Here is a 16,406-nt window from a genome sequence, read left to right as displayed (position 1 = left end):
GCGATGATCCCGGTCACCACCTTTGCCGGCAAGCGCGTCGCCCTCTTCGGCCTCGGCGGCTCCGGGCTTGCGACGGCGCGCGCGCTGGCGGCGGGCGGTGCGGATCTGACGGCTCACGACGACAATCCCGAGCGCGTCGCGGCGGCCAGGGCGGAAGGCATCGCCACCGGCGATCTCCGCGCGCTCGACTGGGCGCGCGTCGAAGCGCTCGTACTTTCACCGGGCGTGCCGCTTACCCATCCCCGCGCGCACTGGACGGTGGATCTCGCACGGGCGGCCGGCGTACCCGTCATCGGCGACGTCGAACTCTTCGCGCGCGAACGCCGGGCCCATGCGCCGGACTGTCCGTTCGTTGCGATCACCGGTACGAACGGCAAGTCGACGACGACGGCACTGATCGCCCACATTCTGCGGGAGGCCGGACGCGACGTGCAGCTCGGCGGCAATATCGGTACCGCCGTCCTTTCGCTCGAACCGCCCGAAGCCGGCCGGCATTACGTCGTCGAGTGTTCCTCCTACCAGATCGATCTGGCGCCGACGCTCGATCCGAGCGCCGGCATCCTGCTCAATCTCAGCCCCGACCATCTCGACCGGCACGGGACGATGCAGCACTACGCCGAGATCAAGGAACGCCTCGTCGCCGGCAGCGAGACCGCGATCGTCGGTATCGACGACGTCCATTCGGCACGGATCGCGGAGCGGCTCGCCCATGCCGGCAACCGCGTGGTGCGCATCTCCCGGCGCACGCCGCTCGAAGAAGGGTTCTTCGCCGAGGGCACGCGCATCTTCGACGCACACGCCGCGCACGCCGAGGCCTATGTCGATCTCGCCGCGATCCCGACGCTCCAGGGCAGCCACAACGCGCAGAATGCCGCGGCGGCCATCGCCGCATGCCGGGTCGTGGGCGTCGACGACGAGGCGATCCGTGCGGCGCTCGGAAGCTTTACCGGCCTGAAGCACCGGATGCAGCCCGTCGCACGGCTCGGCGACGTCACCTTCGTCAACGATTCCAAGGCCACGAATGCCGATGCGGCGGCACCGGCGCTATCGACCTATTCGCGCATCTACTGGATCGTCGGCGGGCTGCCGAAAGAAGGCGGCATCGACCAGCTTTCCGGCTTCTTCGAGCGCATCGCCAAAGCCTATCTGATCGGCGAGGCCGCGCCGGCCTTCGCCGCCACGCTCGGCGAGGCGGTCCCTTACGAGATCGCGGGAACGCTCAGGCAGGCCGTTGCCGATGCGGCGCGGGATGCGATGGAAGACGAAGGCGGGGCTCACCGGCCGGTCGTGCTTCTCAGTCCGGCCTGCGCAAGCTTCGACCAGTACAGAAACTTCGAGGAACGCGGCGAGGACTTCGTCGCGCACGTCGCAGCCGTTGCCGGCATCGAGATGCTGGTGGACGGCGGGGGAAAGGAACGATGACATGGTAAGCCGGGTACAGCGCGGCGCGATCGCCGAATGGTTCTGGACCATCGACCGGGTCTTTCTGGTCGCCTTTCTGCTGCTTATCGGCACGGGCTTCATGCTGTCCTTTTCGGCGAGCCCGCCGGAGGCCGCACGTCTCGGCCTGCCGAGCTTCTTCTTCGTCAAGCGGCACGCCGTCTTCCTCGTTCCGACGATCGCCACGCTCGTCGGTGCGTCCTTCCTGTCGCCCCGTCAGGTGCGCCGTTCAGCGCTCGTCATCCTGGCGATCGCGATCGCACTGATGGTCGCGGCCCTCTTCTTCGGCGTGGAGGTCAAGGGCTCGCGGCGGTGGGTCTCGGTGCTCGGCCTTTCGATCCAGCCTTCGGAATTCATGAAGCCGGCCTTCATCGTCATCTGCGCCTGGCTCTTTTCCGAGCATGGGCGGCACCGCGAAGTGCCAGGCAACCTCTTCGCCATCATCCTGCTCGCCATCGTCGCCGCGCTGCTCGTCGCCGAGCCGGATCTCGGCCAGACCCTTTTGACCAGCATGGTCTGGGGCGGAATGTTCTTTCTCGCCGGCATATCGTGGATCTGGATCTTCGGTCTTCTCGGCCTTTCGGCCGGTGGGCTCGCACTCGCCTATTCCTCGTTCACCCACGTGCAAGAGCGCGTCGACCGGTTCATGACGGGTCAGGGCGATACCTATCAGGTGGATACAGCTCGCGAGGCGATCGTGCGCGGGCACTGGTTCGGCACGGGTCCGGGCGAGGGCGTGGTCAAGCGCATCCTGCCCGACAGCCACACCGACTTCGTCTTTTCCGTCGGCGCGGAAGAGTTCGGCATCATCTTCTGCGCCGTTCTCGTGCTGCTCTTCGCCTTCATCGTCTTCCGCGGTTTCAACCACGCCAAGCGAGAGCGCGACGACTTCACCCGGCTCGCCGTCTGCGGGCTCTCGCTGCAGTTCGGCCTGCAGTCGATGATCAACATCTGCGTGAATCTCAGGCTGATGCCGGCCAAGGGCATGACGCTGCCCTTCATCTCCTACGGCGGTTCCTCGATGGTCGCCGTCGCGGTGACGGCCGGCTTCCTGCTCGCGCTGACCCGCCGGCGGCCGGAAAGCCGTTCGCGCGAGCGTGGGTTCATCCGCTCAATGGTTCCGCTGCCGGCCGAATAGGCGGCCGGCTTCATCCTCGCTCAAGCACGGCATTCGAAGCACAGAGAGCTCATGGCGAAAACGCTTCTGATCGCCGCCGGTGGCACCGGCGGCCATCTCTTTCCGGCCGAGGCGCTGGCGCATGCGATGCATGCCCGCGGTTGGACGGTGCGGCTCGTGACCGACAGCCGGGCCCAGCGCTACGCGGATGCCTTTCCCGCCGAGGCCATCGACGTCGTTCGCTCGGCGACGATCGGTTCGAAGAACCCGGTCCGGGTCGCTTCGGCGCTGTGGACGCTCTTCATGGGCATCCGCGAGGCCGGTCGCCTGATCCGCTCGGTTCGCCCGGACGCCGTGATCGGCTTCGGCGGCTACCCGACCGTGCCGCCGCTGATCGCCGCGGGCAATGCCGGCGTGCCGTCGTTGCTGCACGAGCAGAACGCCGTGATGGGGCGGGCGAACCGCGCGCTCGCCAACCGTGTGCTGGCGGTTGCCGGCGGTTTCTTGCCCGAGAGCGAAGGCAAGTACGCGGCAAAGACGGTGCAGACCGGCAATCCGGTCCGCCCGGCGGTGCTGGAAGCGGCGAAGTCGCCGTACCGGCCGTCGCACGAGGACGAGCCGTTCCGTCTCGTCGTCTTCGGCGGCAGCCAAGGCGCGCGCTTCTTTTCTGAAGTGCTGCCGGCGGCCTTGCGCCTTCTGCCGGAGGCCGAGCGCGCCCGCCTGCGGGTGACGCAGCAAGCCCGCCCGGACGATGCCGACGCGGCGCGCGCTGCCTATGACGAGCTGCGCGTCGAGGCGGAAGTCTCGCCGTTCTTTTCCGACATGGCCACACGTATCGGTGCGGCCCACCTCGTCGTCAGCCGTTCGGGGGCTTCCACGGTTTCGGAAATTTCGGTGATCGGCCGGCCGGCGATCCTCGTTCCCTATCCCCATGCGCTCGATCACGACCAGGCGGCCAACGCCGCCGCGCTGAAGGCGAAGGGCGGCGCGGAGGTCATCGCCGAGAGCGAACTCGATGCGGACCGGCTCGCGCGCCTCGTCGGCGACGCCATGCGCGAGCCCGAACGGCTGGCGAAGACGGCGGCGGCGGCGAAGGCGGCCGGCAACCCGAACGCGACCACCTTGCTCGCAGGACTTGTGGAGTCTATTGCGGCGGGAACGCCCGTGGCGGATTTCAGGGCCAAACGCGAGGAAACCAACCCATGAAGATGCCCCAGAGCATCGGTCTCGTGCATTTCGTCGGTATCGGCGGCATCGGCATGAGCGGCATCGCCGAGGCGCTCGTCACTCTCGGCTATCGCGTGCAGGGTTCCGACCAGGCGGAAAACGCCAATGTCCGACGCCTTCGCGAAAAGGGCATCGAGGTCTTCATCGGTCACGACGCGGCCAATCTCGGGGAGGCGGAAGTGATCGTCACCTCGACGGCCATCGCGCGCACGAACCCGGAAGTCGTCGCCGCGCGCGAGAAGCTGCTGCCGATCGTGCGCCGCGCCGAGATGCTGGCCGAACTGATGCGATTCAGGAACGCCGTCGCCATCGGCGGCACGCACGGCAAGACGACGACGACCTCGATGGTCTCGACGCTGCTCGATGCCGGCGGGCTTGACCCGACCGTGATCAATGGCGGCATCATCAACGCCTACGGCACGAATGCGCGCATGGGCGAGGGCGAGTGGATGGTCGTCGAGGCGGACGAGTCCGACGGCACCTTCCTCAAGCTGCCGGCCGACATCGCGCTCGTCACCAACATCGATCCCGAGCATCTCGACCATTACGGTTCGTTCGACGCCGTCCGGCAGGCCTTCCGGCAGTTCGTCGAGAACGTGCCGTTCTACGGTTTCGGCGTCATGTGCATCGACCATCCGGAGGTGCAGTCGCTGATCAGCCGCATCGAGGACCGCCGCGTCGTCACCTATGGCGCGAACCCGCAGGCGGACGTGCGCTTCGTGAACCTGCGCGCCGACGGGCCGACCTCGATCTTCGACGTGGAGATCCGCAGCCGCAAGACGGCCGAGGTCTCCGCGATCCGCGGCCTGCGCCTGCCGATGCCCGGCCGCCACAACGTCTCCAACGCAACCGGCGCCATCGCGGTGGCACACGAACTCGGCATTTCCGACGAGGCGATCCTGCGCGGCATCGGCCAGTTCGGGGGTGTCAAGCGGCGCTTCACCGAGACCGGCACCTGGAACGGTGCGCGCATCTTCGACGATTACGGCCATCATCCCGTCGAGATCACCGCCGTGCTGCGCGCCGCGCGCGAAGCATGCTCGGGCCGCGTCGTCGCTGTCATGCAGCCGCACCGCTACAGCCGTCTCTCTTCGCTGTTCGACGATTTTTCCGCGTGCTTCAACGACGCCGACAGCGTGGTTCTCGCACCGGTCTACGCTGCCGGCGAACAGCCGATCGAGGGCGTCGATTCAGCCGCGCTCGCATCACGTCTGCGGGCCGGCGGCCACCGCGACGTGCGGCTCGTCGAAGGCGAAGACGATCTCGCGCCGTTGCTCGCCAAGACCATCGGCGAGGACGATTTCGTCGTTTGCCTCGGTGCCGGCAACATCACCTCTTGGGCGAACGCCCTGCCGGAAAAGCTCGCTGCGCTGGGTGGTGCGGGATGAGCACGATCGACGGAGAACGCCTGAAGGCTTCGCTCGAAGACCGGCTTTCCGATGTCCGCGGCCGCCTGACCCCGAATGCCGACATGGCGAAGGTGACGTGGTTTCGCGTCGGCGGACCGGCGGAGCTGATGTTCCAGCCGGCCGACGAGGAGGATCTGGCGACCTTTCTCGCAGCGCTGCCGGAAGACATACCGGTGCTTCCCGTCGGCATCGGCTCGAACCTGCTCGTGCGCGATGGCGGACTGCCGGGCATCGTGGTCCGGCTTTCGGCGAAGGGCTTCGGGACGGCCGAACGGGTTTCCGATACGCGGCTGTTCGCCGGTGCGGCCTGCCCGGACAAGCATCTGGCCGCCGCCGCACTGAAGGCCGGGCTCGGCGGCTTCCATTTCTATCATGGCATACCCGGCGGCGTGGGCGGTGCATTGCGCATGAACGCCGGCGCCAACGGCGTCGAAACCCGCGAACGGGTCGTCGAGGTGCACGCGCTCGACCGCAAGGGCGAACGGCACACCTTCACGAATGCTGAAATGGGCTATGCCTACCGTCATTGCGAAGCGCCGGGAGACCTGATCTTCACCGGCGCCGTGTTCGAGGGATACGCGGAAGACGAGGCCGCGATCCGCTCGGCGATGGACGATGTGCAGACGCACCGCGAGACGGTTCAGCCGGTGCGCGAGAAGACGGGCGGCTCGACCTTCCGCAACCCGCCCGGCGAATCGGCCTGGAAGCTGATCGACGAGGCGGGCTGCCGCGGCCTCATGGTCGGCGGCGCGCAGATGTCGCCACTCCATTGCAACTTCATGATCAATACCGGCGACGCGGGCGGCTACGACCTCGAATATCTCGGCGAAACCGTGCGGGCGCGCGTTCTGGAGAATTCCGGCGTCCAACTCGTCTGGGAGATCAAGCGCCTCGGACGTTTCCGGGAAGGCCGCATCGTCCAGGAATTCCTCGGCCAGATGATCTGATCGCGCGCAAGCCGCCCGCCGGCTTGCGCGAAGCTTGCCGCATTGTGCGATCGTCGGCCGGCTTGCTTGCCAGCCATCGACACCTCTGATTCCATCATTCGGACCGTTTTCTGCGGTACGGCAGCGGCCGTGCGGCTCACGCATGCATGCAGCGCGACGAGGACGGGCGAGGGGATCGGTCCGGACCGTGCGGCCGCGGAAGGTTCGTGCGCGCACCGTAGCTTCAAAGGGCCCGCAGGCGGGCTCGCGGCGTAAGGGGAACTTCGCATGGGCGCCAGGCATGTCGCCGTCCTGATGGGCGGCTTTTCTTCCGAACGGCAGGTCAGTCTCTGGTCGGGCGAGGAATGCGCCGGGGCGCTGGAGCGGGCGGGCTACCGCGTCACCCGGGTCGACGTCGATCGCGACATCGCGACGACCCTTCGCGACCTCGCACCGGAAGTCGCCTTCAACGCGCTCCACGGGCCGTATGGCGAGGACGGGAAGATCCAGGGTCTGCTGGAGTTCCTGGAGATCCCGTACACGCATTCCGGCGTTCTCGCCTCCGCGCTCGCCATGGACAAGCAGCAGGCCAAGCGCATCGCCAAGGCTGCCGGCATACCGGTCGCGCAGGAACGCGTGATGAGCCGCTTCGACTTCACCTCCGCCCATCCCATGCCGCCGCCCTACGTCGTCAAGCCGGTGAACGAGGGGTCGAGCTTCGGCGTGCTCATCGTCGACGCCGGCGAGCCGCATCCCCCGCAAAGCCTGACGGCGAGCGACTGGGCTTTCGGCGAGCGTGTCATGGTGGAACGGTTCATCCCCGGCCGCGAACTGACATGCGCGGTGATGGGCGACGTCGCGCTCGGCGTGACGGAGATCCTGCCGCAGGGCGAAGGTTTCTACGATTTTAACGCAAAGTACGTGAAAGGTGGGTCACGGCACGAATGTCCCGCAAAACTTAAACCAAATATTTACCAAAAAATACAAAGCTTGTCCCTGACGGCGCACCAAGCGCTCGGGTGTCGTGGGATTTCACGCTCGGACTTCCGGTATGACGACCGGTTTTCCGAAGATGGCGAGATCGTGTGGCTGGAAATCAACACCCAGCCCGGCATGACGTCCACCTCTCTGGTGCCCGAACTGGCAGCCCATGCGGGGCATGCCTTCGAAGAGTTTCTGAGTTGGATGGTGGAGGACGCCACGTGTCTGCGCTAGGCCGCAAAAAGCCCGAATCGAATGTCGCGGGAAGCGATTGGCGCGATGCGTTCGTCGCTCCGCGCTGGGCCCGGCGTTCGCTCCGCTTCGGGCGTGCCCTCGCGACGGGGCGCGTGGCCTTCCCGCGGTATACGGGTGTCGCGGCTCTTGCGGTCCTTTTCAGTGCGACCGGCATCTATGGAGCCGCCCTCGGCGGTCATGGGCAGGCGGCGCTCGAAGCCGTCGGCAGCGCCGTCGGCTTTCCCGTCAACGACGTGAACATCACCGGCAATGTCGAGACTTCCGAGATCGACGTGCTGCAGCAGCTCGGCCTCGACGGCGACACGTCGTTGCTCACGATCGACGCGCATGCCGCGCGAGACCAGCTCGTCAAGCTGCCGTGGGTCGCCGACGCCGAGGTGCGCAAGGTCTATCCCGGATCGCTGAACATCCACCTTCGCGAACGCAAGGCCTTCGCCATCTGGCAGCACGCCGGGCAGCTTTCGCTGATCGAGCGCTCCGGCCGGGTGATCGCCCCGTTCGTGCAGGGCACGAAGTTCGCCGCCCTTCCGCTCTATGTCGGTCGCGGCGCGCAGGAAAAGGCCGCCGCTTTCAACGATCTCCTCAGCGCATGGCCCGATCTCGTCCACCGTGCGAAGGCGGTCGTGCGCGTCGACGATCGGCGCTGGAACCTCGTCTTCGACAACAACGTGACCCTGAAGCTGCCGCACGAGCACGTCGCTCAGGCGCTCGAGGATTTCGACGTGATGGAGAAGCAGCGCGACGTGCTCGACCACGACATCGTCGCCGTCGACCTGCGCCTTGCCGATCGCATCACCGTCCAGCTCAGTCCCGCCGCGGCCGAGCGTCGTCGCGAAGCGATCGCCGATCGCGACAAGATGCTGGAGAAGCAGGAAAAGAACGCCTGGGAGCACGAGAACGTGGGGAAACAGGTATGAGTCTGCTCGGTTCCGGTTCCTTCGGCCTTCCGCGTCTGCGGCCGCTTTCGCACAAGCGATCCTCGATCGTCACGGTGCTCGACATCGGCACCGCGAAGGTCGTGTGCATGATCGCCGAACTGACGCCGACGGAGGGCGGCGAGCTTCTGGCCGGGCGCACACACAGCATCCGCGTCATCGGTATCGGCCACCAGAAATCGCGCGGCATGAAGGGCGGCCTCATCGCCGACCTCGACGCCGTCGAAGGGGCAATCCGGCTCGCGGTGGACGCGGCCGAACGCATGGCCGGGGTCACGGTCGATTCGCTGATCGTCAACGTCTCGTCCTCGCGTCTGCGCAGCGACGTCTATTCCGCGGCGATCGATCTCGGCGGCCACGAGGTGGATGCCGCCGATCTCAAGCGCGTCCTGCTTTCGGCGACCGCGCAGTCGATCACCGACGAGCGTGCCGCGCTCCATTCGCTCGCCACCGGCTACGCCCTCGACGGCGAACGCGGCATTCGCGAACCGCTCGGCATGTTCGGCGACGAACTCGGCGTCGACATGCACGTGGTAACCGCCGACAAGGCGCCGCTGAAGAACATCGAAGTCTGCGTGAACCGCGCGCACCTTTCCGTCGAGGCGATGGTCGCAACGCCCTATGCGAGCGGGCTTGCCGCGCTCGTCGACGACGAGATCGAGATGGGCTGCGCGGTCATCGACATGGGGGCCGGCGCGACGACGATCTCGGTCTTCGCCGAAGGACGCTTCGTCCATTCCGATGCCGTTGCGATCGGCGGCCAGCACGTGACGAGCGACGTCGCCCACGGGCTTTCGACGCGCTTCGAGGATGCCGAGCGGCTGAAGGTCGTCCACGGCACCGCCTTTCCGATCAGCGCGGACAACGACGAGAGCATTCCCGTGCCGCCGCTCGCCCGCGAGGAATACGACCAGCCGGCGAACGTGCCGCGGGCGCTGCTCGGGCGCATCGTGCGGGCGCGCATCGAAGAGACGCTCGAACACATTCGCGATCGCATCCAGCGCTCGGGCTACGGGCCCGTCGTCGGCAAGCGCGTCGTGCTGACGGGCGGCGCGAGCCAGCTCACGGGCCTGACCGACGCGGCCCGCCGGATCCTGGCGCGCAACGTGCGCATCGGCCGGCCGCTCGGCGTCGCCGGATTGCCGGTCGCCGCCAAGGGTCCCGCTTTTTCGACCGCGGCGGGCATGCTGGTCTACCCGCAGGTCGCGGACATCGAGGTTCACGGCTCCGGCCGGGGGACGTTGCCGTCCATGGTTTCGACGGGCAATCGCATCGCCCGCGTGGGGCAATGGCTGAAACAGAGCTTTTAGGGAAGTTCTACGATATTGACCGGGCAGCGGGGTTGGCCGGTCATAACCTGGAAAGAATGGGTGCTGACATGACGATCAATCTGCAGAAGCCGGACATCACCGAGCTGAAGCCGCGCATCACCGTGTTCGGTGTGGGCGGTGGCGGCGGCAACGCCGTGAACAACATGATCAATGCCGGGCTACAGGGCGTCGACTTCGTCGTCGCCAATACGGATGCCCAGGCGCTTTCGATGACGCGTGCGGAGCGCGTGATCCAGATGGGCGTCGCTGTGACGGAAGGTCTCGGCGCCGGCTCGCAGCCGGAAGTCGGCCGCGCGGCCGCCGAGGAGTGCATCGACGAGATCGTCGATCACCTCCAGGGCACGCATATGTGCTTCGTCACCGCCGGCATGGGCGGCGGCACAGGCACCGGTGCGGCTCCGGTCGTCGCAGGTGCGGCGCGCAACAAGGGCATTCTGACGGTCGGTGTCGTCACCAAGCCGTTCCACTTCGAGGGCCAGCGGCGCATGCGCCTTGCGGACTCGGGGATCGAGGAACTGCAGAAGTGCGTCGACACGCTGATCGTGATCCCGAACCAGAACCTGTTCCGGATCGCCAACGACAAGACGACCTTCGCCGACGCCTTCGGCATGGCCGACCAGGTGCTTTATTCGGGCGTCGCCTGCATCACCGACCTGATGGTCAAGGAAGGCCTGATCAACCTCGACTTCGCCGACGTCCGTTCGGTGATGCGCGAGATGGGTCGCGCCATGATGGGCACGGGCGAAGCTTCGGGCGAGGGTCGCGCAATGGCCGCCGCCGAGGCCGCGATCGCCAACCCGCTCCTCGACGAGACGTCGATGAAGGGTGCGCAGGGTCTTCTGATCTCCATCACCGGTGGCCGCGACCTCACCCTCTTCGAGGTGGACGAGGCGGCGACGCGCATCCGCGAGGAAGTGGATCCGGACGCCAACATCATCCTCGGCGCGACCTTCGACGAGGAACTCGAAGGCCTCATCCGCGTCTCCGTCGTCGCGACGGGCATCGACCGCGAGGCGGCCGGCGACGGTCGTCCGGCCGAGGTGCGGCAGATGGTCCGTCCGCAGGCCAAGCCTGTGGCTGCGCCGGTCGCACGGCCGGCCGCTCCGGTTCAGGAAACCGCGGTCGCCAGCGAGCCGACGCCCGCTCCGCAGGCCGATCCGATCGCCGACGCCATCCGCGGCACGTCCTTCGAGGATGAGTTCGACGTTTCGACCGTGATCGCCGAGGACGCCGAGCTTCACGCGAACGGTTCGCAGGGCGCCCTGCGTCCGCAGAACCGGCTTCCGGCACAGCATGGCGCCGGCGTGCAGCAGCAGGCCGCGCATCCCGCCTACGGGCCCGAATCGGAGCCGCGTCAGGCGAACCATGCCGGTCCGCGCATGCCGAACGTCGAGGATTTCCCGCCGGTCGTGAAAGCCGAATCGGAAAGCCGCGGCGGCCAGGCCGAACACGTGGTGCACGAGGATCGCGGTGCCAAGGGTCTCCTGAAGCGCATCAGCAACTCGTTCGCCCGTCGCGAGGACGACGAGGGCGCGCATGGGCACCACCAGGGGCACCATCAGGGGCACGCGACGTCGCCGGCTCCCGCGCAGCAAACGCGCCAGCTTTCGCCCGAGGCGAGCGTCTACGCGCCGCGCACCACCAATCGGGGCGAGGGGCCTCAGCGTCCCGTCCCCGCGAACCATCAAAGCCAGGAAGACGACCAGCTCGAGATTCCCGCCTTCCTCCGGCGGCAGTCCAGCTGATTTTCCGGCTTTGATCCGTTCCCGGCGCGGCCATGGCACCCGGTCGCGCCGGGAATCGCAGAACGCTTTTCGCTCCGGCGACGGTGCCACCAATTTTCGCAGCCCATATATCCGCTTCCGACCGCCAGTTACGGTAGCGTAATAACGCGAAAGAAAGCGTGATTTGGATCGCGCGTCCGCACTGCCTAGTTTTCGTCGTTGTGACTTCATGGAAGGCACCCGAACTGCGTATGGTTCGTCGGCGGCGGCTCGTGTCCCGCGTTGCCCCCTCGGGAGAATGAAAGGTGCCTACGGTGTCGGAAGATTCACGGCTGCAATCCACCATCGCGCGCGCCTTCACGCTGCACGGCATCGGCGTCCATTCCGGTACGCCGGTCTCCCTGACGTTTCATCCCGGCGCCCCGGACAGCGGCATCGTCTTCACACAGGTCCATCCGGACGGGTCGGTCGTCACGATACCGGCGATATCGGCCAATGTCGGATCCACGGATTTCTGCACGGTGCTGTGCCAGGGCGAGACGGCAGCAGTCGGAACGGTCGAGCACGTCATGGCCGCGCTTTCAGGGCTCGAGATCGACAATGTCGAGCTCGAGATCATGGGCAGCGAAGTTCCGATCCTCGACGGCAGCGCCGCCGCATTCATCGATGCCATCGACGGTGCCGGCCGCACGATCCAGAACGCGCCGCGGCGCTTCCTGCGCGTCCTGAAGACCGTGCGCGCCGAGCGTGGCGGCTCCTGGGCCGAACTGACGCCCCATGACGGCCGACGCTTCGAGATCGACATCGACTTCGACTGCACGCTGATCGGTCGCCAGAGCTGGCACGGCGATCTCGACGCCGAAACGTTCCGTCATGAACTGGCGCGCGCGCGGACCTTCGGCTTCATGCGCGACGTCGAGCGGTTGTGGGCATCCGGGCACGCGCTCGGTTCCTCGCTGGAAAATTCCCTCGTCATTTCCGACGACGATACCGTCATCAACGGCGACGGATTGCGCTTCGCCGACGAGTTCGCGCGGCACAAGACGGTCGATGCGATCGGCGACCTTGCGCTCGCCGGCGGCCATCTTCTCGGCTGCTATCGTTCCTATCGTGGCGGGCACCGGCTGAACGGCATGGCGCTTCAGGCGCTCCTTTCCGATCCGACCGCCTACGCCGTCGTCGGCGGCGACGAAGCGGACGCCATCGCAGTACTCGGCTGATTCGCGTTCCTTCTCACCGTGCGCTCGATACCGGACGATCGGGCCCGCCAGGCTTCGATCCGTGGCCCTCCGGAGCGTCGTACAGCCATAAAAATGTGCGATTGGCGGCGCAGGGCGTTGCGCTGTTAGCCGGCTTGCAAGTAAAAGCGTCGCGCGGACGAGGTCCTTGGTCGCAGTCGCGAAACTGGGTGGGATGCATGAGCGCTGAACGAATTCGCGGACACGGAAGATGGTTGCGCCGCGCCGCTTTCGCCTCCATCGGGGCAGGCGTGCTGCTCGTTGCCGGCTGCAGCAATGACAAGGACATCGACATCACGACCTACGCGACGCAGACCGATCCTGCGGACGTGCTCTTCAACGAGGGGTTGGCGAACCTCAAGGCGGGCAATCTCTCCGAGGCCGGCCGCAAGTTCGAGGCGGTCGACCAGCAGCACCCTTATTCGGACTACGCCAAGCGGGCGATCGTCCTCGACGCTTGGGTGAACTACCGGCAGGGCAACTACACCGACGCCGTGGCCGGCGGCAAGCGCTACCTCAACCTCTACCCGACCGACGACGACGCCGCTTATGCGCAGTATATCATCGGGCTCGCCTATTATAAGCAGATCCCCGACGTGACGCGCGACCAGACGCCCGCGCGCCAGACCGAGCAGGCGATGCAGGCGCTCGTCGACAATTATCCGAAGTCGGAATACGTCGCGGATGCGCGCCAGAAGATCCGCTTCGCGCGCAACCAGCTCGCCGGCAAGGACATGCAGGTCGGTCGCTACTACCAGGAACGCAACCAGTATCTGGCGGCGATCAACCGGTACAAGAGCGTCGTCCAGACCTATCCCAAGACGGACCAGATCGAAGAGGCGCTGGCGCGTCTCGTCGAATGCTATTACGCGCTCGGCCTGACGAACGAGGCGCAGGAAGCGGCCGCCGTCCTCGGCCACAACTATCCGCAGAGCGAGTGGTACAAGGATTCCTACGCGCTTCTCGAGAAGAACGGCCTGAAGCCGAACGACCGCGGGCAGACATGGCTCTCGCGCGCCGGCCGCATGCTCGGCGCATCCTGATCGAAACGCCGTCACGCGATTGTCGTGCTTCCGACAGCCCTGCTCGCGCAGGGCGGCGGGCCGCGTACGGGGCGGAGATTTGCCGTTCGCTAAGCCCTTCCGTTTCGGTCGAGCCACGGGAATCGCCGCGCCGGTCGATGGCGCTGGAAACTGCTTCGGGGTCTTCGAATATCGTTCCAGCGCCTTTTAGGTTTGTACTGAAACGCCCTAGAGGGCTCCGCGACCTGATCGAATCAGGTCCGGCACTCTATCTCTTCGAATTGCGCATTGTTCGCGGCGCCAGACTGGATCAGTCTGTCTGGAAAATGCTCTAGATTGAACCATCATGCTCGTACAGCTTTCGATCCGGGATATCGTCCTCATCGAACGGCTGGATCTCGGCTTCGAGGCCGGCCTTTCGGTGCTCACCGGCGAAACCGGCGCCGGCAAGTCCATCCTGCTCGACAGCCTCTCGCTTGCCCTCGGCGGGCGCGGGAACGGCGGGCTCGTGCGCCATGGGGCGGAGCGCGGGCAGGTCACGGCCGTTTTCGACGTTCCGCTCGATCATCCCGCGCGCCGTCTCGCGGAAGAGAACGGTCTCGACCATGAAGGCGACCTGATCCTGCGGCGTATCCAGTCGAGCGACGGGCGCACGCGTGCCTTCCTCAACGACCAGCCGGCGAGCGTGAACCTTGCGCGCGAGATCGGCCGGTTGCTCGTGGAGATCCACGGCCAGCACGACGATCGCGCGCTCGTGGAACAGGACGCCCATCGCCAGCTTCTCGACGCCTTTGGCAGGCTCGGCGACGAGGTGGCGGAAATCGGCCGGCTGCATCGCCGCTGGCGCGAAGCGGATACCGCGCTGAAGGCGCATCGCACGCGCGTGGAGACGGCCGCCCGCGAAGCCGATTACCTGCGTGCATCGGTCGAGGAACTGGAAGCGCTTTCTCCCCTCGACGGCGAGGAGGAGGATCTTGCCGAGCGGCGCTCCGCGATGATGAAGGCGGAGAAGATCGCCACCGACATCGGCGAAGCGGACGAGATCCTGTCCGGCAACAATTCGCCGATGCCGACGATCAGTTCGCTGCTTCGCCGGCTGGAACGCAAGGCGGCGGACGTGCCGGGTCTTCTCGACGAAACGATTGCAAATCTCGATACCGCCGTGAACGCGCTCGCCGATGCGCAATCGGCCGCAGAGGCGGCATTGCGCGCGACGGAGTTCGATCCGCGCGAACTCGAAACGGCGGAAGAGCGGCTTTTCGCGCTGCGCGCGGCCTCGCGGAAATTCTCCGTGCCCGTTTCGGAACTGCCGGCGCTCGCCGCACGCCTCGTCGCCGATCTCGCGGAACTCGATGCGGGCGAGCAGCGCCTCGGCGAACTCGAAGCCGCATTGGCCGAGGCGGCTTCGGCCTACGATACGGCAGCCGAGCGGCTTTCGCAGTTGCGCCTGGAAGCAGCCGAAGCGCTTTCGGCCGCCGTGATGGCGGAGTTGCCGGCGCTGAAGCTGGAGCGTGCGCGCTTCGAGGTGGAGACGGTGCGCGACCCCGAACGCCGTGGCAGCGAAGGCGTCGATCAGGTGGCGTTCTTCGTGCAGACCAATCCGGGCACGCGACTGGGTCCGCTCGTCAAGGTCGCTTCAGGCGGTGAACTTTCCCGCTTCCTGCTCGCCATCAAGGTGGCGCTCGCCGATCGCGGTTCGGCGCCGACGCTCGTCTTCGACGAGATCGACACCGGCGTCGGCGGGGCCGTTGCGGATGCGATCGGAAAGCGGCTGAAACGGTTGTCGCAGGGCGTTCAGGTGCTTTCCGTCACGCACGCCCCGCAGGTCGCCGCTCGCGCCGGCACGCATATGCTGATCGCCAAGGCGGATGCCGCGAACGGCGGCGAACAGGTGGTGACGACCGTCACTCAGGTCGACGAATCCACGCGCACGGAAGAGATCGCCCGAATGCTGGCCGGCGCCGCCATCACAGACGAGGCGAGGGCTGCTGCCGCCCGGCTGCTCGCCGGTGGCGCGTAGGAAGCTCCTGAACCTCAGGCGCCGGCAACCGGGGCGACGAGCGCCCCGACGAGCAGGCAAAGGCATACGAGGCAGGTCACGCCGACACGCATGAGAAAATAGCCCTGGCTCAGGTGGCCCTGCCGATCGAGCACGCCGTCGACCGCCAGAAGGACGAGAAACGCGGCGATCAGGGCAAACATGATATAGCCCGGCGCGATCAGGTAGATCGCCAGGAGAACAACGGTAACGACGTTGCTTTCGACGAGTAGCGCTTTCGATCCGTACTCGCGCCGCGTGATCGCATGGCCCCAATGCGTGCCGGCCATGAAGACGGCGATGACGATGCCGTAAAGCGCCATGATGCGCGTCGGTGCGCCAAGGAGCGGCACGGAGTTCACGCCCGCAAGGATGAGCAGCATCGTGGCGACGAAAGGCAGGGCGCCGGCCCACGCAAGGGCGACGGGCAAGGAAAGGCGTTTGATCATGGCGCTCGACGGTCTCCCAACCCATGCGGACGATGCATTCCTATGTGGCCTCGTGGGCCCGCTTGTCCACCGCCGATATCCGGCTTCGCTTGCTGTCTTCCGACAGGGGCGCGATTGCCCTAGAGCCTTTCAGGTTTATACGGAAGCGCTCTGTTCGATCGTGCCGGTTTCCCACGCGAAGGCGATCGCAGCGCGATGTGGTTCATCGGGCAAGATCGCCGACAGTGAGGCGGAGAAGCAAACGAGCCAGTGACTCGTTTGCCCGCCGAACGGGAGAGCGGCACGGTCGAACCCTTCGGGCCGGCCCTGTTTGG

The 16,406-nt window shown here is 66.5% G+C and carries 13 protein-coding genes; 12 read left to right on the top strand and 1 reads right to left on the bottom strand.

Translation table 11 applies throughout. The features are described from left to right. The first annotated feature begins 3 nt into the window (after positions 1 to 3). The 12 genes from murD to recN all read left to right on the top strand — a co-directional run bounded on the left by murD (position 4) and on the right by recN (position 15,625). Positions 4 to 1,422 (top strand): UDP-N-acetylmuramoyl-L-alanine--D-glutamate ligase, encoded by a 1,419-nt coding sequence (gene murD / locus FJU11_RS07660; protein ID WP_141166453.1) that lies wholly within the window; start codon positions 4 to 6, stop codon positions 1,420 to 1,422. Position 1,423: 1 nt separating this feature from the next. Continuing rightward, positions 1,424 to 2,578, top strand: coding sequence for a putative lipid II flippase FtsW (gene ftsW / locus FJU11_RS07655; RefSeq protein ID WP_141166452.1), 1,155 nt, complete (start codon positions 1,424 to 1,426; stop codon positions 2,576 to 2,578). A 51-nt stretch (positions 2,579 to 2,629) separates the two neighbouring features. Next, a complete protein-coding gene (gene murG, locus FJU11_RS07650; protein ID WP_141166451.1) occupies positions 2,630 to 3,763 on the top strand; it encodes an undecaprenyldiphospho-muramoylpentapeptide beta-N-acetylglucosaminyltransferase in 1,134 nt (377 codons plus the stop codon). Next, positions 3,760 to 5,172, top strand: a complete 1,413-nt coding sequence (gene murC, locus FJU11_RS07645; RefSeq protein ID WP_141166450.1) for a UDP-N-acetylmuramate--L-alanine ligase — start codon at positions 3,760 to 3,762, stop codon at positions 5,170 to 5,172. The genes murG and murC overlap by 4 nt, the downstream gene beginning before the upstream one ends. Then, the gene (murB, locus tag FJU11_RS07640; protein ID WP_141166449.1) at positions 5,169 to 6,140 is read left to right on the top strand and encodes a UDP-N-acetylmuramate dehydrogenase; all 972 of its coding nucleotides are present in this window, start codon (positions 5,169 to 5,171) and stop codon (positions 6,138 to 6,140) included. The genes murC and murB overlap by 4 nt, the downstream gene beginning before the upstream one ends. Before the next feature lie 267 nt (positions 6,141 to 6,407). Then, positions 6,408 to 7,334, top strand: coding sequence for a D-alanine--D-alanine ligase (locus tag FJU11_RS07635; protein ID WP_141166448.1), 927 nt, complete (start codon positions 6,408 to 6,410; stop codon positions 7,332 to 7,334). 113 nt (positions 7,335 to 7,447) lie between these two features. Next, the gene (locus tag FJU11_RS07630; protein WP_235890891.1) at positions 7,448 to 8,272 is read left to right on the top strand and encodes a cell division protein FtsQ/DivIB; all 825 of its coding nucleotides are present in this window, start codon (positions 7,448 to 7,450) and stop codon (positions 8,270 to 8,272) included. Next, on the top strand, positions 8,269 to 9,600 hold the full coding sequence (gene ftsA / locus FJU11_RS07625; protein ID WP_141166446.1) for a cell division protein FtsA: 1,332 nt from the start codon (positions 8,269 to 8,271) through the stop codon (positions 9,598 to 9,600). Before FJU11_RS07630 ends, ftsA begins: the two co-directional genes overlap by 4 nt. A 68-nt stretch (positions 9,601 to 9,668) precedes the next feature. After that, positions 9,669 to 11,366 carry a cell division protein FtsZ gene (gene ftsZ, locus FJU11_RS07620; protein WP_141166445.1) on the top strand — a complete coding sequence of 566 codons (1,698 nt, stop codon included), beginning with the start codon at positions 9,669 to 9,671 and terminating at the stop codon, positions 11,364 to 11,366. 293 nt (positions 11,367 to 11,659) lie between these two features. After that, a complete protein-coding gene (lpxC, locus tag FJU11_RS07615; protein ID WP_235890888.1) occupies positions 11,660 to 12,565 on the top strand; it encodes a UDP-3-O-acyl-N-acetylglucosamine deacetylase in 906 nt (301 codons plus the stop codon). Positions 12,566 to 12,762: 197 nt separating this feature from the next. Beyond that, positions 12,763 to 13,626, top strand: coding sequence for an outer membrane protein assembly factor BamD (locus FJU11_RS07610; RefSeq protein WP_141166444.1), 864 nt, complete (start codon positions 12,763 to 12,765; stop codon positions 13,624 to 13,626). A gap of 325 nt (positions 13,627 to 13,951) precedes the next feature. Then, on the top strand, positions 13,952 to 15,625 hold the full coding sequence (recN, locus tag FJU11_RS07605) for a DNA repair protein RecN (RefSeq protein WP_141166443.1): 1,674 nt from the start codon (positions 13,952 to 13,954) through the stop codon (positions 15,623 to 15,625). Between the two features lie 14 nt (positions 15,626 to 15,639). On the opposite strand, the gene FJU11_RS07600 is transcribed toward recN, so the two are convergent. Next, the gene (locus tag FJU11_RS07600; RefSeq protein ID WP_141166442.1) at positions 15,640 to 16,092 is read right to left on the bottom strand and encodes a DUF3429 domain-containing protein; all 453 of its coding nucleotides are present in this window, start codon (positions 16,090 to 16,092) and stop codon (positions 15,640 to 15,642) included. Between the last annotated feature and the right edge of the window lie 314 nt (positions 16,093 to 16,406).

Origin of the sequence: Pararhizobium mangrovi (assembly GCF_006516965.1) — a bacterium.
Taxonomy (GTDB): domain Bacteria; phylum Pseudomonadota; class Alphaproteobacteria; order Rhizobiales; family Rhizobiaceae; genus Pararhizobium_B; species Pararhizobium_B mangrovi.
The sequence above is the reverse complement of the archived record's forward strand: the minus strand, read 5'-3'. Positions and strand labels throughout refer to the sequence as shown.